The sequence below is a fragment of the Planctomycetota bacterium genome, assembly GCA_035574235.1.
In the GTDB taxonomy this organism is placed as follows: Bacteria; Planctomycetota; MHYJ01; order MHYJ01; family JACPRB01; genus DATLZA01.
On sequence record DATLZA010000024.1, the window covers coordinates 1 to 20,414 of the forward strand.

The following is a 20,414-nucleotide window of genomic DNA, read 5'->3' on the forward strand; positions in this document are numbered from 1 at the left end:
CGGGGCGCCGGAGGCGCCGCCGCCGGGCGCGGGACCGCGGGCGCCGGCGCCGGCGTGGGCGGCGAACCCGCCACCGCCGTCTTCACGGGCGCGTACTCCTCGTTGAGGCGGTCCACCACGAGCTTGGAGATCGCCTTCAGGGTCTGCATGACCCCCTCGCCTTTGACGGCCACCGCCTCGAACACGGGCGCGCCCACCCAGTTGATCTTGGCGTTGAGCTCCGCCACGCTGAGCGCGCCCGGCAAATCCCGCTTGTTGTACTGAATGACCAGCGGGATCTTCCGGATGTCCACCCCGTATTCCTTGAGGTTCTTCTCCAGGTTCTTGAACGATTCGATGTTGTCGTTCATCCGGTTGGGGTCGCTGTCGGCGATGAAGGCCACGCCGTCGGCCCCCTGGAGCACCAGCTTGCGCGTGGAGTCGTAATAGACCTGGCCGGGAACCGTGTAGAGGAAGAGTTTCGTCTTCATCCCGGCCACCTGGCCCAGGTCCAGCGGCATGAAGTCGAAAAAGAGCGTCCGGTCCTGCTCCGTGGCGATGGAGGTCAGGTTCCCGCGGGCGGTGTCGGGGACCTTCTTGTGGATGATCTCCAGGTTCGTGGTTTTCCCGGAGAGGCCCGGCCCGTAGTAGACGATCTTGCAGTTGACTTCGCGGCGCGCAAAGTTGATCTGAACCATGGGCTCCCGTGCGCGAAAATTCTACCCCGCCATCCTGCCCCTGTCAACGCGCCGGCCGTCCGGCGCGACCCTAGGCGATGCTGCCGAGGTTGCGGATCTTCCGGGCCGCGGACGCGACCGCCAGCATCGTGAAATCGATGTTGATCTGCTTGTCGAGCACCACCACAAGATACGCATCCCCCGTCTCGCTGAAGATCATCTTCCCGTACGTCGAATTGAAGAGAAACCGCGAAAAGCTCTGCGCCCCCAGCTCCCGAAGCGAGGCATTGACCCTCTGAATGGTGTTGGAGGCGATCGCGGCCACCTGGTCGCTGTTGAGCGGCGGCGGGATCTCCGAAGCCACGACCACGCCGTCCCGCGTGACGACCATGGAGCCTTTGACGCCCAGCTCCTTGTTGAGGTTCAGGAGGACCTCTCTCATGCGCGCCCCCTATCCCACCGAGAGGAACGAAACGAACTTCTCGATCGCGGCGTCCAGGTCCTCCTTCTTCGCCGGATGGTCCGCCAGGATCCCCACGATGTACTGCTTCCACTCCGCGATCCCCACGCGCCCGATCGACGTATCGAGCTCGCCGCTGACGAACGTCCCGATGTCCATCTTCCGGGACGCGTCCTCGGAGCACAGATACACGTCCTGCAGAAACCGCGCGAAACGCTCCTTGGAGAGCATCCCCCGCGTGTGGGAGGCCACCACCGCCCCGTCCCGCGTCAGGACCGCCGCGCACTTGTAGCCGTTCATCGACTCGAACCCGACCAGGAACCCCTCGATCTTCATGGGGCTGACCACCGGAGCGGCGGCCCGCGGGAGCGGCTCGAAGAGGCGGGCGACCTCCTGCCCCTCCGGCGAAAGCGCGCGGCGCGATTCGATCTCCGCCAGCGCGTCGTCGAGGTTCGTGGCCGCCTTGGCCAGGTTCTCGGACACAAAGGCCAGAAGCTTCTCCGCCGTGTCGTCCCCCGGGTTGACCCGCAGCACCTGCTCGAGGATCGGCTTGGCCTTGTAGTACATCCCCGCCTCGGCGAAAAGGCGCGCCAGGCTCACCTGCGCCTTGTAGTTGGCGGGGTTGATCGAGGCCGCCTTCTCGAAGTGCCGGACGGCTTCCACGAAATCGTTGCCCACGAAATCCTGATGGAAGCGCTCCATCCGGATCTGGCCGGAGATCATGTGCAGTCCGTCGCTCGTGGGAAACTTGGCCAGCCCCTCGAGCGCCACCTCGAAAGCCTTCGTCCGGTTGGCCAGCTCCCGGTGGTAGATGTCCGCCAGGCGTTCGTAGTGGCTCTTCGAAGGCGACTTGCGCAGGATCCGGTTGAGCTCCTGGATCTCCGACTGCAGCTGCAGCCGCCGGACGTTCTGATACGTCGTCTGGCACTTCTCGCTGTCCGGAAACTTCTCCACGGCCCGGCGGGCGACCTCCAGAGCCTTGGCTTCGTTGCCCGCCGCCATGTAGCGTTCCACGAGGGACACCATGTTGTGAGGAGTCGGGTTGGCCAGAACCTCCCGCTCCAGGCCCTCCAGCTGGCGGCGTTTCGTGTCGAACAGCCCCATCCTTCCCTCCGGTCTCCTGAGGAGTCTACCCCACGATTTCGGGGAGTGTCAAAATTTTGTCCGGGTCAGTTCAGCTCGATGGCGTAGAGGATCTCCTCCACGCTGAAATAGACATGCTTTCCATGAACCCGAGGGGTGCTGCGGATCTTCCCCCGCCCGCGGTACCTCCAGAGGAGGCTCCGCGAAAGGGCGTCGAACGCGTAAAAGGACTGGTCCTCGCTGCCGAAGAGAACCACCGTCCCGTGGGCCGCCGCTCCTCCCAGAATCGGCCCGCCCGTTTCGAAATTCCCCACGAGCGTCCCTCGCGCCGCGTCCAGGAAATACATCCGCCCGTTGCGACCGCCGGCGAAAACCAAGTCCCCCACCCGCACCAGGGGCGCCGAGACCCGGGAGGGCACCTCCCGCTTCCAGAGCAGCCGCCCTTCCGCCGCCTCCACGGCCCAGAGCGTTTGGGCCGACGTCGCCGCATAGACGACCCCCTCCCCCGCCCCCGTCGCCTCGAAGTCCGTCTCGGCGCGCACCCGCCAGACGTCCCCTCCATCCGCCCCCCCGCGCAGCCGCAGGATCGTCCCGTCGTCGCAGGCGGCGATCGCCCCGTCGGCCGTCGGCACCAGATCGCCCCGGCACTCGCCCGGCAGCTCGCGCTTCCAGAGCGGCATCCCGGTCGCCGCGTCCACCGCGTGGAGCATCCGGTCGGCCGTGCACACGTAGAGGATCTTGCCGTCGGGCGACAGGGCGGGCGCCCCCGACAGGCGTTCCCCCGTGGGATACCTCCAGGCGATCCGCCGGCCGTCCGCCGGCGCCGGACGGATGGCGTAGACCGCGTGGCCGCTGGTACCCGCGTAGAGAAGGTCGCTTCCGGCCACGGGCATCCCTTCGATGGAACCCTCCAGGGACTGGTACCACTCGATCACCGGCCGGGAACGCAGGCGCAGCGCGAAAAGCCGGTCGCGCGCGCCGGCGTAGAGCGTGTCCCCGAGGACCGCCAGGCCGCCCGAGACGGTAATCCCGAGCGGCAGCACCCACGCCTCGCTCTTCTCGGTCAGCTCCACCTTGAGGCGCCCGACCGTCTTGTCCCGCACCTCGCGCTCGACGCTCACGTACCCGGGCCGCTCGAAGAGAAACCGCACGACCTCCCCGGATTTCATCCTGTGGCGCAGGGGCTGCTCCCCGGTCTCTCCCAGCACCATCCCCGAAGGACGCAGCGTCACGCGGACGCCCGGCGGGAAGGTCGCGATCTCGATGGGATAGCGCGCCTCGCGCGCCGCGGGGGTATTGGGATAGTCCGTGATGAGCTTGTCGATGAGCAGCGCCGCCTCGCGCACCTTTCCTTCCTTTTCGAGCTCGTCGGCCTTGACCTTGAGCTGGAGGGAGTCGCTCAGGTAGCGCTCCAGGGCGCTGGCGAGTTCCTCGGCGCGCAGAAGGAAGGCGCGGTCGCGGTTGGCCTCCGCCAAGTCCCGCAGCTCGCGCGCGCGTTTCAGGGCCAGCTCGGGACTCCGCAGGCGCTCCTCTTCGATCCAGGCGGACAGCTCGCGCATGCGCTCCTGGTCCCGGCGGCGGCGTTCCTCCTCCTGAGCGCTGCGCTCCTGAGTCCATCCGCGCCGGTGCGCCTCCAGCCGCTGCAGGAATTCCCCGGCCCGGGCGCGCTGCCAGGGACTCCGGGCGGATGACAGGAACCCTTCCACCTCCCGCCGCGCCTCGTCGTACTCGTGCCTCTCCAGCCGCGGCTCCGCGCCGGCCAGGATCTCGGTCAGACGGCGCCGCTCCCGGATCTCGATCCAGGCGCCGAGCGCCGCGGCGCCCGCCGCCAGAAGGACCGCCAGAACGGCCGCCGGTTTGCCCCAGCGCCGGCGCTTCCGGGCCGCCGGGGGCGGAAGCACCGTCGAGGGCCGCCGCATCTGAATCTCGGCCAGCTCGCGCTCGACCGCCTCCGCCTTCCGCGGATCCACCGGCATGTTCTTGCGGATGTAGGTGAGGTCCTCCTCGAGCTCGCGCCGCAGATTCATCCGGTGGAGGACCTTCGCGCGCAGGATCCGGAAGTCGAGGTCCGCCGGGTCGGCCGCCACGATCCGGTCCGCCAGCCCCCGCGCCCGCACGTAGTCCGTCGCCGCCATGAGCGCCTGTCCCACCAGCTCCCGGGCCAGCCGCTTGCCCTCCTCCAGGTTTCCGGCCGCGGCGTGGGCCTCGAAGAGCAGGTACCGGATTTCGCCGTCCTCGGGCGCCAGGCGATGGGACTGGCCGAGCAGATCGAGCGCCCGATCCACATCCCCCTTCTGCAAGGCCAGCCGCCCGGCCTTCGCGTACGTCGACGCGGCCTCTTTGGAGAGGCCTTCATTTTCGAGCACGCGGGCCACGCCCGCGATCACCTTGGGATCGTCCGGGGCCTGCGCCGCCGCGGCCATGTAGAGCCGGAGCCCCTTCTCCCGCTGCCCGTCGGCCAGGCACCGGGCGGCCGCCTGAAGCATCTCCTCGACCGTCAGAAGGCGGATCCGCCCGCGGTCGAAGAGATCCACCAGCCCCTTGCACACCTCGAACCGCGAAACGCCGGTCTGTTCCACAACCTCCGCCACCGAACGGCGGCCGTCGAGGAGCCGGTAGACGCGCTTGAGGGCGTCCGGCGCCACCGCATCCTCCGCCGCCCGGTCCCGGTCGGAGAGGAAGACGAAGATCGAATCCATCGAGGGAATCTTCTGGTTGATGAGATTCCACTCGTCGGCGCGGCGCACCGCCTCGAGGAGCAGGCCGTTGACGTCGAACGAGAGCTGCGTGGCGTGCATCTCGGGGTCGGTCAGACTCTCCGACGGGGGCCCCTCGACGAATTCGAACGAAGCCTTCTTCCAGAGGAAAAGGTCGTAGATTTCCTCTTCGATCTGGGCGCGGACGACCTGTTCGATCTCCTCGGCCGTGAGGGCGCCGTTCTCCACGAGCGCCTCTCCCAGCTTTTTCTTGGAGATGCGCGTGCTTTCCAGGGCCTCGTTGAGCGCGTCCTCGCTGATCTTGCCGGCTCGCACGAGCATGTCTCCGAGCCGCATGCCCTTGCGGCGACCGGTCGAAGTGAGCTTGACCCCCGAAGGGCCGAAGTAGATGCACTTTCGGCTCTCGCCGTCCTGGACGATGAGGGTCCCCTCCTTCTGGCTCATCGAGATCATCTGGAAGACCTCGGCCAGGCCGATGGTGGAGAGGTCGCCCTTGAAGGACATGGCTTTTTAAAGAGTACCCCCCCGGAAGGGGAAATCCAAGCCCCTCCGGCGGAACCGTAAAGTTTATCGGCCGCGCGGCGCCGGCGGCGCAGGGGTTCCCGAAAAGATGGAAAGCCGAAAGGCCCTAAGGCGACCGAAGGTCGGCCTCGGCGCCCGCCCAGAAGTCTTCGAACTCCACGCCCAGCTCGAACTCCGGTCCGGTCCCGAAGCGAACGGGCCGGCACAGGGCGCCGATGCCCCGGTAGCGGGGCGTCCGAAAAGCGAGGCGGATCCGGAACGGGCGGATCGGAAGAAAAGGCTTCCGGAGGCGCAGGCGGCCCAGGCGGGCTCCCTTCAGGCTGACGTCGCGGATGACCGCCGTGCCCCGCGTGAAGACCTTTCCATCCGAGGCGAGGATCTCCACATCCGCGGGGATGCGGACGTCGTTGCGCATCCACCGCCGCAGGTAATTGCGGCCCTCCGAGACGCGGGCGGCCGCCGCGTGGCTTTGCGGCGAAACGGACGGCGCCATGGCCTTCATCCTCCTTCGCGCCTCTCTCCGCTCAGGGGATCGGCCGGTGCTCCGCTTCCCGGCCGGTCGTTTCTACCGGCGTCCGCTCGCGGAAACCGTCCTGCGACGCGGTTTCCCCCGGGACGCCTTCTTCCCGCCCCCGGCTTCGCGTTCGCGCAACACCGCCTGCGCGGCCGCCAGGCGCGCGATCGGCAGGCGGTAGGGGGAACACGAAACGTAATCCAGACCCGCCCCGTGGCAGAAAATGACGCTGTCGGGGTCCCCTCCGTGTTCGCCGCAGATGCCCACCTTGAGGTTGGGACGGGTCGCCCTCCCCTTCTCGACCGCCCCGCGAACCAGGGCGCCCACGCCGACCGGATCGAGCGTCACGAAGGGATCCACCGGCAGGATCTTGCGGTCCACGTACACGCTCAGGAACTTCCCGGCGTCGTCCCGCGAGAAGCCGAACGTCATCTGCGTCAGGTCGTTCGTGCCGAACGAGAAGAATTCCGCCTCCTGGGCGATCTCGTCGGCCACGACCGCCGCCCGGGGCACTTCGATCATCGTGCCCACGAGGTACTTGACCCGGCGGCCGCGCCGCTTGAAGACCTCCTCGGCGGTGCGGACGACGACTTCCTTCTGATGCCGCAGCTCGTTGACGTGCCCCACCAGGGGAATCATGATTTCGGGGACGACGTCCCCGCCCACGTCGAGGGCCGCCTCAAAGATCGCCTCCGCCTGCATGGCGGTGATCTCCGGGTAGAGGATCCCCAGCCGGCAGCCCCGCAGCCCCATCATGGGGTTGAACTCGTGAAGCTCGTTCACGCGGCGCAGCAACCGCTCGTTCTCGGCGACGTTTTCGCCCTTGGCGATCTTGACCATGAGCTCCTCGCGCTTGGGCAGGAACTCGTGAAGCGGGGGATCGAGGGTCCGGATCGTCACGGGCTTCCCGCGGAGGGTTTCGAAAAGTCCCTTGAAGTCCTCGCGCTGGAACGGCAGGAGCTCGCGGAGCGCGGCCTTGCGCTCCTCCTCCGTCGTCGCCAGGATCATCCGCACGACCACGGGGAGGCGCTCCTCGGCGAAGAACATGTGCTCCGTGCGGCACAGGCCGATCCCTTCCGCCCCCAGAAGCGCGGCCATGCGGGCGTCGCGGGGGACGTCCGCGTTGGCCCGCACCCGAAGGCGCCGGACTTCGTCGGCCCACTTCATGAACGTGTCGAAGTATCCGAAGATCTCGGAGTCCTTCGGGTCCATCTTCCCGGCCAGGACCTGCAGAATGTCGCTCTCGCGCGTGGGGACGTCTCCCAGAAGCACCTCGCCCGTCGTGCCGTCGATCGAGACGTAGTCGCCCTCCCGGACCGTGAGGTCCCCCACGGAGAACCGGCGGCCGTGCTCGTCCACCTTGAGGGCCGAGCAGCCGACGACGGAGGGTTTTCCCATCTGCCGGCCGACGACGGCGGCGTGACTGGTCATGCCGCCCGTGGCGGTCAGAACTCCCTGGGCGGCCGCCATGCCGGCGATGTCGTCCGGGCAGGTTTCGGCCCGGACCAGAAGCACCCGATCGCCTTTCGCAGCCATTTCCACGGCCCGGTCGGCGTCGAAGACGGCCCGGCCCGCCGCCGCGCCCGGCGAGGCGTTCAGGCCCTTGGCCAGCACGCGGTGCTCCCTTCGCCGCTGGGGATCGAAGATCGGGTGAAGGAGCTGATTGAGCTGGAGCGGATCGACGCGAAGGAGCGCCTCCTCCTTGGTGATCAGCTTCTCCTTCACCATGTCCACCGCGATCCGCACCGCCGCGTGGCCCGTCCGCTTGCCGCTGCGGGTCTGAAGCATGTAGAGCTTCTCGTCCTGGACGGTGAACTCGAAGTCCTGGACGTCCCGGTAATGCTTCTCCAGCCGCTTGGTGATTTGGACGAGCTGGTCGTAGACCTTCGGAAGCGTGTCCTTGAGGGCGGAGATGGGCTGGGGCGTCCGGACGCCCGCCACGACGTCCTCGCCCTGGGCGTTGATGAGGAACTCCCCGTAGAAGCGGTTCTCGCCCGTCGAAGGATCGCGCGTGAAGCCGACGCCCGTTCCCGACCGGTCTCCGGAGTTTCCGAAGACCATGGCCTGAACGTTGACGGCCGTTCCCAGATCGTCCGGAATCTTGTTCATGCGCCGGTAGGTGATGGCGCGGGGGTTTTCCCAGGACTTGAAGACCGCGTCCCGGGCCAGGCAGAGCTGCTCCCAGGTGTCCTGGGGAAACTCCCGGCCGGCGCGCTCGCGGAAGAAGGTCTTGAACTCCTCGCAGAGTTCCTTGAGATCCTGGGCGGAAAGATCCACGTCGTTGCGGACTCCGCGTTCCTCTTTCTTGCGGTGCAGGATCTTCTCGAAATCCCCCTTGGGGACGCCGAAGACCACGTCGGCGAACATCATGATGAAGCGCCGGTAGCAGTCGTAGGCGAAGCGCTCGTTGTTGGTCTGCCGGGCCAGGCCGGCGACGGTTTCATCGTTGAGGCCCAGGTTGAGGATGGTGTCCATCATGCCGGGCATGGAGAACTTCGCGCCCGAGCGCACGGAGACGAGGAGGGGTTTCTTCGGATCCCCCAGGCGGCATCCGGTCGCCTGCTCGAGCCGCGCCAGGTATTTCCGCATGAGCGGATCCAGCGCCTTGGGGACTTTCTTGCCGTTGCGGTAGAACTCGGTGCAGACCTCGGTGGAGATCGTGAAACCGGGGGGCACGGGAATGCCCGCGCGGCTCATCTCGGCGAGTCCCGCTCCCTTGCCGCCGAGGATGTCCTTCATGTCCCCGCGGCCTTCGGCCTTCCCGTGGCCGAAGAAGTAGATCATCTGCTTCATGTCACGTTCCGCAAATGCACGCGCGCCGGAGCGGCGCGTAGTCCCAGTCCGGCGGGTAGGCGAAGTGCCACCCGTCGGCGCGTTTCACCTGATGCCGATGCCACGCCAGAGCCCGGTCCTTGAAGTACTCCAGATCCTCGGGCGAAAGATCCAGGACCCAGATCGTCATGAGGCGGGCGATCCGAAGGTCGCGGGAGAACCCGAACTCCGGAGCGCACACGCGCAGCCGTCCCGCCGCCGCGTCGGCCCGGTGCACGCGCAGCGCCGCCAGAAGCCGTCCGGACGTCTCGTAGGCGGTCAGCGCCGTCACGAACGCCTCGTAGGGCAGGCGCCGGCGCGCGTCGCCGGAAAGAAGCTCGTGGGCCTTGCCGAACTCGCCCGCGCGGACGAGCTCCTGGAAGACGCGGAACGCCTCCGCGGGATCCCGCAGGCGCTCCCGCAAGGGGCGATCCTGCGCCGGAAAAAAGCCGCCCGCCAGAAGCGCCAGAAAGAGCCCGCTCATGGGGGCGTGATTGTAGACGCGGCGGGCGGGGCTGTCAACGAACCGCCGAAGGCCGTTTCCCATTGACGATCCCGGCCGGCGGCGCCATAATTTTTCGCATGACTCCGCCCCGCAAGCTCCTGGGCAAGATTCTCGAAGAGATGAAGGTCGTCTCCGCCGCCCAGATCAAGGCGGCGCTGCGCAAGCAGATGCAGGAGTCGGGCAAGCGCCTGGGCGAGATCCTGGTGGAAATGCAGGCGGCCACTCCGGCCCAGATCACCGAGGCCCTGGCGCGCCAGCACGACCTGCCCTTCGTGGATCTGACGGCCTTCAAGCCCAGCCCCGAGGCGGTCAAGGCCGTGCCCCGCAACGTCTGCCAGGAGCACACGATCTTCCCGGTCAAGACGAACGGCAAGACCGTCACGATCGCGATCTCGGATCCGCTGGATCTGATGACGCTCGAGAACCTCAAGTTCATCCTCAACCGAGAAGTGACGTGCGTCCTGGCCCCGCGGGACGCGATCCAGCAGTCGATCGAGCGCTTCTACGGAAACCGCGAGACGTCGGCCATCTCGGACGCCATCGAGCAGGCCTCCAACACGGAGGTCCGCGTGCGGGGCGCCGAGACGTCGTCGGCCGCCGACGACGTCCGGGACGACGACGCTCCCGTCATCAAGTTCGTCCAGGTCATGATCGCCGAGGCGGTCAAGCAGCGCGCCAGCGACATCCACGTCGAGCCCATGGAGGATCGCCTTCGCATCCGGTACCGGATCGACGGCATCTGCCGGGAAGTTCAGGCCCCGCCCAAGCGGCTTCAGGGGGCGATCCTGTCGCGCATCAAGATCATGGCGGACATGGACATCGCCGAGAAACGCAAGCCCCAGGACGGGCGGATCCGGATCAGCGTGGAAGGGCGCGATCTCGACATCCGCGTGTCGGCGCTTCCGGCCACGCACGGCGAATCGATCGTCATGCGGCTCCTGGACAAGGAGAAGGGCCTGGTGGGCCTGGAAGAGCTGGGGTTCCACGCGACCGACTACAAGCGTTTCCAGAGCCTCATCAAGCGGCCCAACGGGATCATCCTCGTCACCGGCCCCACCGGAAGCGGAAAAACGACGACCCTCTACGCCGCGCTCAAGGAGCTCAACAAGCCCAACGTCAAGATCATCACGGCGGAAAACCCCGTCGAGTACAACATCGCCGGGATCAACCAGGCCCAGGTGAAGGCGTCGATCGGGATGACCTTCCAGCGGATCCTGAGGGCCATGTTGCGGCAGGCTCCCAACATCATCCTGGTGGGCGAAATCCGCGACGCGGAGACGGCGGAGATCGCCATCCAGGCGGCGCTCACGGGGCACCTGGTCTTTTCCACGCTTCACACGAACGACGCCCCCGGGGCCCTCACGCGCCTCATCGACATGGGGGTCAAGCCCTTCCTCGTGGCCTCGTCGATTCAGGCGGTGATGGCCCAGAGGCTCGTGCGAATCCTCTGCCCCGCATGCAAGGAGCCGGATCCCGACCCCGATCCGGTTCTCCTTCAGGCGCTGAGCATCCGCCCGGAAGACCTCAAAGGCAGAAAAATCTGCCGTCCGGTGGGATGCGACCAGTGCAAGAATACCGGCTACCGCGGCCGCAAGGGCATCTTCGAGCTCATGGAGATGAATTCCACGATGCGGGAGATGGTCTTCCGCAAGGAACCCGTCCAGAAGATCAAGGAGCAGGCCCGCCTTTCCGGCATGGTCACCCTCCTGGAGGACGGCGTGCGCAAGGTGCTCGACGGAATCACGTCCCTCGAGGAGGTCATGACGATCACCCATCGCGAGGACATCACCTACTGACCCGCCGGGGCGCCGCGTCCCCCGGGCTTCCCAGGAGGATATCGTGGTCGAACTCAACAAACTGCTTCAGCTCGTCGTCGACAAGCGCGCCAGCGACCTTCACCTCACCGTGGGACTGCCTCCGACGGTGCGCCTGAACGGAAGCCTCCGGCCGCTCAACCTCCCGCCGCTCACGCCCGACGAGACGGTTGCCTTCATGAAGGCGATCACGCCGGAGCGCATCCAGCAAGAGCTCAAGGAGAAGGGGGGCGGCGACTTCGGGTTCGCCTACGAGAAAAAAGCCCGCTTCCGGGTCGCCGTCTACATGCAGCGCGGAAACGTGGGGATCTCCCTGCGGCTGATCCCCTCGAAGCTCTTGAGCTTCGAAGAGATCGGGCTTCCCCCGTCGGTGAAAAACCTTCTCTTCCGCCCGCGCGGACTCATCCTCGTCACCGGCCCCACCGGCAGCGGCAAGACCACGACCCTGGCTACGATGATCGACTTCATCAACCAGGAAAACGACTGCCACATCATCACGATCGAGGATCCCATCGAGTACTACCACGAGCACAAAAAGTCGATCATCACCCAGCGCGAGCTCGGAAACGACGTCGGATCCTTCGCGGAGGCCCTGCGCCGCGGCCTGCGCATGGACCCGGACGTCATGCTCGTGGGCGAAATGCGCGACCTCGAAACGATCCAGGCGGCCATCACGGCGGCCGAAACGGGCCACCTCGTCTTCGGAACGCTTCACACGACGGGCGCGGCGCGCACGATCAACCGCATGGTGGACGTCTTCCCCGTCGAGCAGCAGGAACAGATCCGCGCGCAGCTCTCCCAGGCGCTCCTGGCGGTCATCTCCCAGCAGCTCCTGCCCCGCGCCGACGGCTCCGGGGTCGTGGCCGCCTTCGAGATCATGATCATCAACTCCGCCATCGAGCACATGATCCGCGAAAACCAGACCCACAAGATCACCAGCGCGATCCAGACCGGAGCCCAGCAGGGGATGATCCTTCTGGACGACTTCCTCTACAACCTCTTCCTCCAGAAGAAGATCACCTACCAGACGATGATGATGGCGGCGCAGAACCCCTCGGACCTCGAACAGAAGGTCAAGGAGTACTCGTACGCCGCGCGGAAGTAGCGCGCGCTACTCCAGGTGGCCGTGCGGCCATTCGGCCTCGACCTCGCACCGCCAGCACCATTCCGTCCGGCCATGGCGGTGGCCGACCCCGGCGTCCCGGTGGCATTCGCGGCAGTACTGAGTCACGCCGTGGACGTGATCGGGCGCGTGCTCGACCTCATGCTCCAGGCACAGGCGCGTGACGTCGCAGCGATGACCCGCCCCCGCCTCCCGCAGGCACGTCCGGCAGTAGACGGTCTTCCCGTGGATGTGATTGGCCCCGGCTTCCTGGTTGCACGTACCGCAATAGGTCGTGATGCCCCGGACCGTCTGCGGCGGAACCATGCGGTGACACCGCTCGCAGCCCCGCGGCCCCAGAAGCGATCGCCGGTCCGTCCGGCACGTCAGACACGTGCGGGCATCCAGACACTCGTGCCGGGCCGCCATGAGCGTATCGTCGTTCGGGCAGTGCCAGACGACTTCGTGCAGATGACGCGCCCCCGCCTCGCGCTCGCAGAGGACGCACGGGTACGTCAACCCGCACCGGTGGCCTTCATAAACCCTGAGGTTGCAACGGTGGCACCAGCCGGCCTCCCGCGCCGGAGAGCGCTCGCGCTCCTCGAAGACCTTGGCCGCCGGCGGAAGATCCCCATCCGAAGCGCCTCCCGCGCAACCCAGCACGGCCCAAAGCCCCACCACCCCGATTCGATGCTTCATCGTCCGTCCCCCAATGCGCCCGGCTCCATTCTACGCGCGCACTTCCCTCTGTCCACGATTCCGCGTCGCCCCATGAACGGTTCGGCCAAGATCCCTACATTTACAAGACGCCCGATCCCCATCAATCCTTCTGGAAACAAAAAACGCCCGGTCCCCAACGCGCGGAACCGGGCGTCAAAAATTAGAGCTGGCTGACGAAAGGGGCGAGCCTATTTAACAATTTCGCCAGCCAGCCAGATTTTTTCTTGCTCCAACTGCCCGAACCACCAGTTAATAAGCAAATGCCGGGCCAAACACTGGATTGACGCACAATTCACCGCCTACGTAAGATATTTGAAAGTAATGACTTAAGATACAAACCCACTCGTCGATTAGAAGACTTCAGCAACGGCTGTAAAGCTGCCTTTACATATGTAAACCGCATTTTGGTCGTAGCGAGTCGCTCCACGCCCCCTCACTACCGGACGAAGAAAAAGCCGCAAGGGACCACCCGCCCGCGCTTCCACTGAAAAAACCCCAGCTCCTCCTGGCACGGGTCCACGACGAGCGCGAACATCCAGGGAAGGTTGAAGAAGTGCTGGTGAATGAAAAGGTCCATTCCCGAAAGGAACACCCCATAACCCGGATGCGTGTGATGCCAGCCCACCAGGAGCTTTTCCCCGTACCGGTCAATCCTCTCCCGCGTGATCGCGCTCCACGAGTCGTGCGTGAACCGGAAACTCGCCGGCCCGTTTCGATAGTGCCGGGCCCGAATGTACCCCCCGATCTCCACATACGGGAGCCCCTGGTGCGCGTAAAGATCCCCGACGAACACCCCTCCCAGCTCGTGCCGCAGGTCGCTCAGCGACCACGACCAGACGTCCCGGAGAATCGCCTCCGTCAGGAAGATGCCCAAATCCCCCGCCTCGATGACGCCTTTGGGCTCGACGCGCCGCGACGGGTCCCGGCTGGGAATGAGCTTCTCGATGGGCTGGACGTACTCCAGGCCTCCGGAAACCTCGATCCCCTCGTCCCCCGCCGACATGAGCCGCTATTCGATGATGAGCAGATCGTCCCGCCCCGGCGCCGGACGAGGAACCGGCCGGGAAGGCAGCGGCGGAACCGGCGTGTTCTCGTCGATCACCAGAATCTCCTCGCCGTCCGCCGCGGCGCGGCCGATCGGAGGCGCCTCGCGCGCAGGCGCCGCCTCCAAGCGGATGACGTTGTCCCCCACCGTGCGTGCCAGCCGGTCCCTCAGAGGCCGCCCGTCCAGAGGAAACTCATACTGCGTCTGAGCCTCGCACCACCGCGCCGCCGCGTAGTTGTAGGCGCTCTTGGAATCGTAGTTCGCGTACCGCACCATGTCCCACAGCATCTCGCAGAGATCCGCCAGCCCCAGACTCGGCACCCAGTGGGTCGAATATCCCCCCAGACACACCGCGCCCACCGCGGAAATGTTGGGATGATAAATGCTCGTCAGCCATTGCAGATCCGGCCGGCTCCGCGGATAGTCGATGCCCAGGCGGATCTCCACCCGATGGACGTCCGCCGGCTCGACCGGCTCGGACTCGCTGCGCCGCATGAGCCCCCGCCCCCGGAAGGTCACCAGATACCGCTCCGGAGGATCTCCGAAGGCCTGGTAATCGAAAATCGTGGACTGCTCTTTCAGGCGCCGGAGCGCTTCGGCGTCCGTCCTGAGGCGCCGGCCCCGGGGCGTGTCGAAAAAGCCCATGCCCCTACCCCGCCACGATCTCCGGATAAACGATCAGGTGATCGCCGTCCTTGACCCCGGCCTGCGGAAGCGTCTGATTCTCGAGAAGGCGCTTGCCCCCTTCCTTGTGGTCCAGACTGTAGCTCATGGGCGTCCCGTCCGGCGCCGTGACCGGAAGCTGCATCTTGGTGATGATGTTCGGGATGATGCGCTTGACTTCGACGGTCGGCGAGATCCGGGCCTTGACGCTCTTGGCTCCGGTCTGGTCGAGAAAGGTGACCTGGATCCCTTCGCCTTCGGGCATGGACGGCCTCCTCCTGCTTCTACCCCCTAAGACGACCCCTGTATTGTAGCGTTACGACCCCGGACGCCGAACCCCCTTTCACTCGCATCTCAACGCCTCCTCGCGATCCGCCGCCAGGCGCGCCCATACGCCGCCTCCCCCGCGCGTGACCACCCGCACGACGTCGAAGGGCGCCACCCCCGATTCCCGCAAGGGGCGCGCGGCGCGCGGGTCCCCCCGCTCGATCTCGTGAACGATCCGCGCCCGCGCCGGGCCTCCGCACCGCGGACACGATCCCGCCTCGCGTTCCGAAACCCGCGCCCGCGGCCGGCCCACCTCCCGCCGCGCGCCGCACGACGGGCATTCGATCGAAACCACAAGGTCCCGGTCGAGAAGGATCCTCTCCCCGCCCGTGGCCTCGAGGAGCGCCTCCGCCGGATCCTCCGCGCTGACGGGCACGTCCGCCACGTTCCCGTACGTCTCGTGCGACAGGCAATCCGCGCGGCGAGGAAAACGCGTCACGTAGAACGTGTTGGCCGCCCCATTGAAGACGATCGCCGATCCCTCCCGCACCGGAAGCCCGTGCAGAATCTTGAGCGCCTCCTGAACCTGAAGCCCCGCCACGATCGAGGCCGTCGTGGGCGCGGTCGGCACCTTGCCCTCGGCCACGTCCCCGCGCCCGAGCATCGGACACGAGTACCGCAGGTTGATGAGCGCATAGTCCCGTTCCGTCATGGCGCACTCGTAACAGGACCCGTCGGGCGGAACGAAAACCTTCACCACGCCCATGAGTTCCTGAATCGCCCCGTCCACCCAGGGGCGCCCCGCCTTCCAGCACTGACGGTTGACCCACAGCCGCGCCTCGCGGTTGTCCAGCCCCCCGATCACCACGTCCATCGCGGCGAAGAGCCCCAGCCCCGCGTCCGTGCGCACGTCCCCGAGAATCCCCCGCACGCGCACCTCGGGATTGATCGCTTTCACCGCCCGGGCGGCGCACTCGCTCTTGGGCCGGCCGCGGTCGGACTCGCGGTATAGAACGCTCCGGGCGAGATTGGCCGCCTCGACGACGTCCCGATCGATCACGTAAAGGCGGCCGACCCCGAGAAGCGCCAGGTTCTTCAGGACCTCGCTTCCCAGCGCCCCCGCGCCCACGACCAGAATCCGCGCCTCGCGCAGCCGTTCCTGGCGCCACCAGGGAATCAGGCGCAGGCTCGCGTAACGGTCGGACTCGTCGATGAGAAACGGTTCCTCCGCCATGCCGGCGAGTCTACCACACTTGGTATAATCGAAGCATGGACGAGCTGGACCTGGCCCGCAAGGCCGTCCGGCGGCGGTTCCTGACGGAGGAACAGCTCCGCGAGGCCCTCTCCTTCGCGGAAGGCGGCCGCTCCCTTCTGGCGGTCCTCCTCGATCTGGGCTACCTGCGGCCCGCGCAGCTTCTGGAACTCGGCGACGCGCCGCCCCCGCCGCCGCCTCCCCCGCGCCGCCCGCGCATCGCCCCCTGGGTCTTCCTCTCCGCCGCGATTCTCCTGATCGCCGGGGCCGCCGCCCGCGGACGGCTCCGCGTTTCCCCGCCCCCCGCGCCGCCCCCTTCCGCCGCCCCCTCAAGCGTTCCGGCGGGACCGAGCTTCCGCGCGCTCCTGGCGCGCCGGGCCGGCGAAATCCTCCGGCGGACCGAAGCCGGGCTTTCCCCCGAGGGACGCCCGCCCGAAAGCGCGCTCCCGGCGCTGCGCCGCGCCGCGGCGCTCCTCGAAGAGGCCCTCGACCACGACGCCCGCGACGCCGACCTCCTCCTGGCGCTGGCCCGAACCCGCGAGCTCCTCGACCAATGGGAGGACGCCGCGGAGCTCTACCGCGCCGCGCTCCGGCGCCGGCCGGACGATCCCGCGGCGCTCACCGGAGCCGCCCGCGTGGCTCTTCTCATGCTCGACTACCGCGAAGGGTTCCGGCACGCGGACCGCGCCTGCAGGCTGTCGACCTCCGCCGAGCCGCTCCTTCTCCGGGGACAGGCCCGCGCCGGGTTGGGCGATCGGGAGGGCGCGCGCCGCGACTTCCTGGCCGCCGCCGAGCGGGAGCCGCGCTGCCGGGACCGCGCCGCCCGCCTCCTGCGCAAGCTCGACGCGCCCCCCTAGCAGGCGTCCGTCAGAAAATCTGCTTGCCCAGGGCCGACAGGATGAGCTCGCTTCCCAGCTCGGCCGTCGAATTGCGCACGTCGAGAATCGGGTTGATCTCCACCATGTCGAAGGACGTCAGCAGCCGCGCGTCGGCCACCATCTCCAGGCAGAGGTGGGCCTCCCGATAGGTCAGCCCCCCCTTCTTGGGCGTCCCCACGCCCAGGGCGACGCTCGGGTCGATCGAATCGATGTCGAAGCTCACGTGGATCCCCGCCGTGCCCCGCGACGCGCGCTCGATGGCCTCCTCCAGCACGTGGGAGACGCCGTGGCGGTCGATGTCCTTCATCGTGAAAACGTACACGCCGCTCTCGGCGATGAGCTTCTTCTCGCGGTCGTCGAGATCCCGCACGCCGATGAGGCAGGCGTTGGCGTAGTGCACCTTCGGGCGCACGCCGCCCACGGACGCCAGGCGCTCGTCCCCCATGCCCAGGACGTGCGCCAGGGGCATCCCGTGAACGTTGCCGGAGTTGGTGGATTCGGGCGTGTTCATGTCGCCGTGCGCGTCGAACCAGAGAAGCCCCAGGCGCTCGTTGCGCTCCCGGTAGAAGCGCGCGACGCCCGCGATCGACCCCATGGCCAGCGAATGATCGCCTCCCAGGGTCACCGGCAGGCGCCCGTCCCGGAGCGCGCCGTAGACCCGCGCGCAGACGTCCTCGCACACCTTGGCGATCGCCTCGGCGTACTTCATGCGCGGGTCGCCGATCTCGCACTCCTCCGGAAGCGGCACGTCCACGTCGCCCGTGTCCACGACGTCGTAGCCGAGCCGGCGGATGCGTTCGGCCAGCCCGGTCACCCGCAGCGCGCTCGGCCCCATGTCCACGCCGCGCCGGTTGGCCCCCAGGTCCAGGGGCACCCCGATGAGGGCCGCCTTCTTGATCACCCTCTTATTATATCGATCCCCCTTCCCGGAATCCCGGGACTCCGGGGTATCATCCCGGAGATGGAAAAAGCGAGACCTCCCGCGGCCGTCCGTGTCCTCCGGTCCGCGGGTCTGGCCGCGGGGCTCGTCCTGGTTCTCGGAGCCGGCTTCGTCATGATCTTCGAAGAGTCGTTCATCTATTTCCCCCGCCGGGGCGACGTCGGTCCCTCGCCCGGCGAGGACATCTTCCTCGCGGCCTCCGACGGCGTGCGGCTCCACGGCTGGTTCGTGACGCACCCGGAGGCGCGCTTCGCGATCCTCTGGTTCCACGGCAACGCCGGCAACCTCGAGGACCGCCGGGATCTCCTAGCCGACCTTCGGTCGCTGCCGGCGGACGTCTTCGCGTTGGACTATCGCGGCTACGGCCGCAGCGAGGGAACGCCCTCCGAAGAGGGGCTCTACCGGGACGCGCGGGCGGCTTACGAATGGCTTCGAACGCGCCGGCCTCCCGAACGCATCGTGATCTTCGGAAAATCGCTCGGCGGCGGACCGGCGTGCGATCTGGCCGCGCAGGTCCCCGCCGCGGGGCTCATCCTCCAGTCCGCCTTCACGAGCGCCCGCGACATGGCGTCCCGCGTCATGCCGCTTTTTCCCGCCCGGTGGTTCATGCGGACGCGGTTCGACAACCGCTCCAAAGTCGCCCGCATCGCCTGTCCGAAGCTCTTCATCCACAGCCGCTCCGACGAGATCATCCCCTTTCGAATGGGGGAGGAGCTTTACGCCGCGGCGGCGGAGCCCAAGGAACACGCGTGGTTCGACGGCGCCGGGCACAACGATCTCTGGATCGTCCGCCGCCGGGAGTATCGGGCGCGCCTGTCGGCGTTTCTGGAAATGCTGGAACGCTGACTAGGCGCTCGGGAGCGAAAGCCGGATCCCTCCGCCCGGGAGGCGACGGACGCGCGCCTCCCGCGAAGCCAGGAGCGGCCGGCACGCCGAGAGTTCCCGGCACTCCACCCGGCGTCCTCCCGGAGGCCCGGAGAATTCCACCCACACGTTCCCCTTCCCTTTCCCCAGCCGAACGCATACCCCGCCCGCCCGGCGAGCAAACGCCAGAAGAAGACATCGAAGGATCATGCGAACGGCGTCCGCCCGGCCCCGCACCGCCGGCACTTCATCCGGGAAACGCAACCGGACCTTGCCCCGCAGGAGCCTCGCTTCTTCCCGCAGCGCCGCCAGCAGCGCCTGGGAGAGGTCGAGCGGTCCCTCCCGGCCTCCGAGCGCCTGCGCCACCACCGCCCGGCCCAGCACGGCGGCGTCCGCCCCCGCCCCACCCGCCCTCCGGCGGGCGACGACGAAGAGATAGGTCCTTCTTCCGATCTTCACCGGGCCGCTCGTTACCTCCACCGTCCGGCCTTCCAGGGGCAGGAGAAACTTCACCGTTTCCCCCTTGAGTTTCCGCGCATGAAGCCGAAGAAGATCCGCGTGCGTCGGCGGAGGGCAAAACTCCAGATAGTTGCGCCCGATCAGCGCGCCGGGAACAACCCCGGCCAGGCGATGCGCGGCGGCGTTCGCCCACAGGATCTGTCCCGTCCGGTCGAGCGCCAGAAACGCCTCGGCCCCTTTTCGGTTCTTCACGCGCACAACCGTCCTCGCACATGTCTTATACGCAAAGAACCGTTTCGCGTGGGACCGGCCCCGCGGCGTGCGATCCCAAAAGAAAAGCCGCCCTGACGGGCGGCCTTTCGGATTCCGTTCGAGCCCGACGGGCCCTTACACGCCGGGGTTCCCTCAGCCGGCGAAGTTGCGGTTCCCTTCCGGAGCCGGCTTCCCGCCGAGAGCGGCCTCGATCGCCTCGACGAGCGGATCCTTTCCGTTCCGGGTGATCCCGCCCCTCCAGAACAGCTTGCCCCCGGCGAAGACGTACGCGGAGTTCACCTTCTTGGCCCCGAGAGCCTTGCCGATCTTCTTGTCTCCGTCATGAACGATCGGGTAGGCGATCCCGTTCTCCTTGGCGTACGCCTGGAGCTTGTCCGGACTGTCCCCGTACGAACTCACCGCGATGAAGGCCACCTTGGGATTGTCGGCGAACTTCTTGGCGACCTCCGTGGCGCGCGGAATGCAGGGCTTGCCGGACGGACAGTCCACCGACCAGGAAACGATCACGACGACCTTCTCCTTGGCCAGCTCCGCCAGATTGCACGACTTCCCGTCGAGCGACTTGAGCTCGACCGCCGGAGCCGCGGCCCCGACGTCCAGTCCCTGGGGCGCCAGAAGCGCCAGAAGTGCAGCCACGCCCAATGCCGGCTTCATACCGAACCCTCCTGCAAAGTCTGCTTCCTCACGCCGCCTGCGCGGCCTTAAAAAACAAAAAGACCCCCACCGCGGGGGTCGGAATTTCAGCCTTCCAGGCTCGCCCGCCCGACTTCCGGAATCAGCTGTACGGAAGAATCCGAAGCTGCATCGACGTCCCTGCTCCTTCCTGAGGATCGATATTATATACGCGGAAGATCAACCCGGAGCGGCGG

Annotated in this window: 19 protein-coding genes; 4 read left to right on the forward strand and 15 right to left on the reverse strand. The window is 67.2% G+C overall.

Features of this window, described 5'->3' with window-relative positions; genetic code table 11:
- The 7 genes from VNO22_01920 to VNO22_01950 all read right to left on the reverse strand — a co-directional run.
- Positions 1-677 (reverse strand): ADP-ribosylation factor-like protein (locus VNO22_01920; GenBank protein ID HXG60106.1); only part of this gene is annotated, 677 nt, incomplete at its 3' end.
- A gap of 70 nt (positions 678-747) precedes the next feature.
- The gene (locus tag VNO22_01925; GenBank protein ID HXG60107.1) at positions 748-1,098 is read right to left on the reverse strand and encodes a roadblock/LC7 domain-containing protein; all 351 of its coding nucleotides are present in this window, start codon (positions 1,096-1,098) and stop codon (positions 748-750) included.
- 9 nt (positions 1,099-1,107) lie between these two features.
- The gene (locus VNO22_01930) at positions 1,108-2,220 is read right to left on the reverse strand and encodes a tetratricopeptide repeat protein (GenBank protein ID HXG60108.1); all 1,113 of its coding nucleotides are present in this window, start codon (positions 2,218-2,220) and stop codon (positions 1,108-1,110) included.
- 65 nt (positions 2,221-2,285) lie between these two features.
- Positions 2,286-5,420: a PQQ-binding-like beta-propeller repeat protein gene (locus VNO22_01935; protein HXG60109.1), complete on the reverse strand. Its 3,135-nt coding sequence runs from the start codon at positions 5,418-5,420 to the stop codon at positions 2,286-2,288.
- 124 nt (positions 5,421-5,544) lie between these two features.
- Positions 5,545-5,931 carry a hypothetical protein gene (locus tag VNO22_01940; protein HXG60110.1) on the reverse strand — a complete coding sequence of 129 codons (387 nt, stop codon included), beginning with the start codon at positions 5,929-5,931 and terminating at the stop codon, positions 5,545-5,547.
- Between the two features lie 72 nt (positions 5,932-6,003).
- Positions 6,004-8,745 (reverse strand): pyruvate, phosphate dikinase, encoded by a 2,742-nt coding sequence (gene ppdK, locus VNO22_01945; protein ID HXG60111.1) that lies wholly within the window; start codon positions 8,743-8,745, stop codon positions 6,004-6,006.
- Between the two features lies 1 nt (position 8,746).
- The gene (locus VNO22_01950) at positions 8,747-9,247 is read right to left on the reverse strand and encodes a hypothetical protein (protein ID HXG60112.1); all 501 of its coding nucleotides are present in this window, start codon (positions 9,245-9,247) and stop codon (positions 8,747-8,749) included.
- 98 nt (positions 9,248-9,345) lie between these two features.
- On the opposite strand from VNO22_01950, the gene gspE reads away from it, so the two are divergent.
- Positions 9,346-11,064 carry a type II secretion system ATPase GspE gene (gspE, locus tag VNO22_01955; protein HXG60113.1) on the forward strand — a complete coding sequence of 573 codons (1,719 nt, stop codon included), beginning with the start codon at positions 9,346-9,348 and terminating at the stop codon, positions 11,062-11,064.
- Positions 11,065-11,107: 43 nt separating this feature from the next.
- Positions 11,108-12,187, forward strand: a complete 1,080-nt coding sequence (locus VNO22_01960; GenBank protein HXG60114.1) for a type IV pilus twitching motility protein PilT — start codon at positions 11,108-11,110, stop codon at positions 12,185-12,187.
- 6 nt (positions 12,188-12,193) lie between these two features.
- On the opposite strand, the gene VNO22_01965 is transcribed toward VNO22_01960, so the two are convergent.
- The 5 genes from VNO22_01965 to VNO22_01985 form a co-directional block, all read right to left on the reverse strand.
- Positions 12,194-12,883: a hypothetical protein gene (locus VNO22_01965; protein ID HXG60115.1), complete on the reverse strand. Its 690-nt coding sequence runs from the start codon at positions 12,881-12,883 to the stop codon at positions 12,194-12,196.
- Positions 12,884-13,340: 457 nt separating this feature from the next.
- Positions 13,341-13,907, reverse strand: a complete 567-nt coding sequence (locus VNO22_01970; GenBank protein ID HXG60116.1) for a hypothetical protein — start codon at positions 13,905-13,907, stop codon at positions 13,341-13,343.
- Between the two features lie 6 nt (positions 13,908-13,913).
- Positions 13,914-14,594 carry a ubiquitin-conjugating enzyme E2 gene (locus VNO22_01975; GenBank protein HXG60117.1) on the reverse strand — a complete coding sequence of 227 codons (681 nt, stop codon included), beginning with the start codon at positions 14,592-14,594 and terminating at the stop codon, positions 13,914-13,916.
- Between the two features lie 4 nt (positions 14,595-14,598).
- On the reverse strand, positions 14,599-14,877 hold the full coding sequence (locus tag VNO22_01980) for an EsaB/YukD family protein (GenBank protein ID HXG60118.1): 279 nt from the start codon (positions 14,875-14,877) through the stop codon (positions 14,599-14,601).
- A gap of 78 nt (positions 14,878-14,955) precedes the next feature.
- Positions 14,956-16,113, reverse strand: a complete 1,158-nt coding sequence (locus VNO22_01985) for a ThiF family adenylyltransferase (GenBank protein HXG60119.1) — start codon at positions 16,111-16,113, stop codon at positions 14,956-14,958.
- Positions 16,114-16,148: 35 nt separating this feature from the next.
- On the opposite strand from VNO22_01985, the gene VNO22_01990 reads away from it, so the two are divergent.
- Complete coding sequence (locus tag VNO22_01990; GenBank protein HXG60120.1) at positions 16,149-16,988, forward strand: tetratricopeptide repeat protein; 840 nt, start codon at positions 16,149-16,151, stop codon at positions 16,986-16,988.
- Positions 16,989-16,998: 10 nt separating this feature from the next.
- Here VNO22_01990 and rocF read toward each other — a convergent pair whose 3' ends face one another.
- Positions 16,999-17,907 (reverse strand): arginase, encoded by a 909-nt coding sequence (gene rocF / locus VNO22_01995; GenBank protein HXG60121.1) that lies wholly within the window; start codon positions 17,905-17,907, stop codon positions 16,999-17,001.
- A gap of 63 nt (positions 17,908-17,970) precedes the next feature.
- On the opposite strand from rocF, the gene VNO22_02000 reads away from it, so the two are divergent.
- Positions 17,971-18,795 (forward strand): alpha/beta hydrolase, encoded by an 825-nt coding sequence (locus tag VNO22_02000; protein HXG60122.1) that lies wholly within the window; start codon positions 17,971-17,973, stop codon positions 18,793-18,795.
- Here the strand turns inward: VNO22_02000 and VNO22_02005 are convergent, their stop codons facing one another.
- Together VNO22_02005 and VNO22_02010 are read right to left on the reverse strand one after the other, a co-directional pair.
- Positions 18,796-19,524: a PAS domain-containing protein gene (locus tag VNO22_02005; GenBank protein HXG60123.1), complete on the reverse strand. Its 729-nt coding sequence runs from the start codon at positions 19,522-19,524 to the stop codon at positions 18,796-18,798. It lies immediately after the preceding gene.
- Positions 19,525-19,677: 153 nt separating this feature from the next.
- Positions 19,678-20,199 (reverse strand): redoxin domain-containing protein, encoded by a 522-nt coding sequence (locus tag VNO22_02010; protein ID HXG60124.1) that lies wholly within the window; start codon positions 20,197-20,199, stop codon positions 19,678-19,680.
- Positions 20,200-20,414 lie beyond the last annotated feature (215 nt).

Coding starts and splice junctions, on each gene's coding strand:
- VNO22_01925 (HXG60107.1), bottom strand. CDS start 1,098: ATGAGAGAGGTCCTCCTGAACCTCAACAAGGAGCTGGGCGTCAAAGGC.
- VNO22_01930 (HXG60108.1), bottom strand. CDS start 2,220: ATGGGGCTGTTCGACACGAAACGCCGCCAGCTGGAGGGCCTGGAGCGG.
- VNO22_01935 (HXG60109.1), bottom strand. CDS start 5,420: ATGTCCTTCAAGGGCGACCTCTCCACCATCGGCCTGGCCGAGGTCTTC.
- VNO22_01940 (HXG60110.1), bottom strand. CDS start 5,931: ATGGCGCCGTCCGTTTCGCCGCAAAGCCACGCGGCGGCCGCCCGCGTC.
- ppdK (HXG60111.1), bottom strand. CDS start 8,745: ATGAAGCAGATGATCTACTTCTTCGGCCACGGGAAGGCCGAAGGCCGC.
- VNO22_01950 (HXG60112.1), bottom strand. CDS start 9,247: ATGAGCGGGCTCTTTCTGGCGCTTCTGGCGGGCGGCTTTTTTCCGGCG.
- gspE (HXG60113.1), top strand. CDS start 9,346: ATGACTCCGCCCCGCAAGCTCCTGGGCAAGATTCTCGAAGAGATGAAG.
- VNO22_01965 (HXG60115.1), bottom strand. CDS start 12,883: ATGAAGCATCGAATCGGGGTGGTGGGGCTTTGGGCCGTGCTGGGTTGC.
- VNO22_01970 (HXG60116.1), bottom strand. CDS start 13,907: ATGTCGGCGGGGGACGAGGGGATCGAGGTTTCCGGAGGCCTGGAGTAC.
- VNO22_01975 (HXG60117.1), bottom strand. CDS start 14,594: ATGGGCTTTTTCGACACGCCCCGGGGCCGGCGCCTCAGGACGGACGCC.
- VNO22_01980 (HXG60118.1), bottom strand. CDS start 14,877: ATGCCCGAAGGCGAAGGGATCCAGGTCACCTTTCTCGACCAGACCGGA.
- VNO22_01985 (HXG60119.1), bottom strand. CDS start 16,113: ATGGCGGAGGAACCGTTTCTCATCGACGAGTCCGACCGTTACGCGAGC.
- VNO22_01990 (HXG60120.1), top strand. CDS start 16,149: ATGGACGAGCTGGACCTGGCCCGCAAGGCCGTCCGGCGGCGGTTCCTG.
- VNO22_02000 (HXG60122.1), top strand. CDS start 17,971: ATGGAAAAAGCGAGACCTCCCGCGGCCGTCCGTGTCCTCCGGTCCGCG.
- VNO22_02010 (HXG60124.1), bottom strand. CDS start 20,199: ATGAAGCCGGCATTGGGCGTGGCTGCACTTCTGGCGCTTCTGGCGCCC.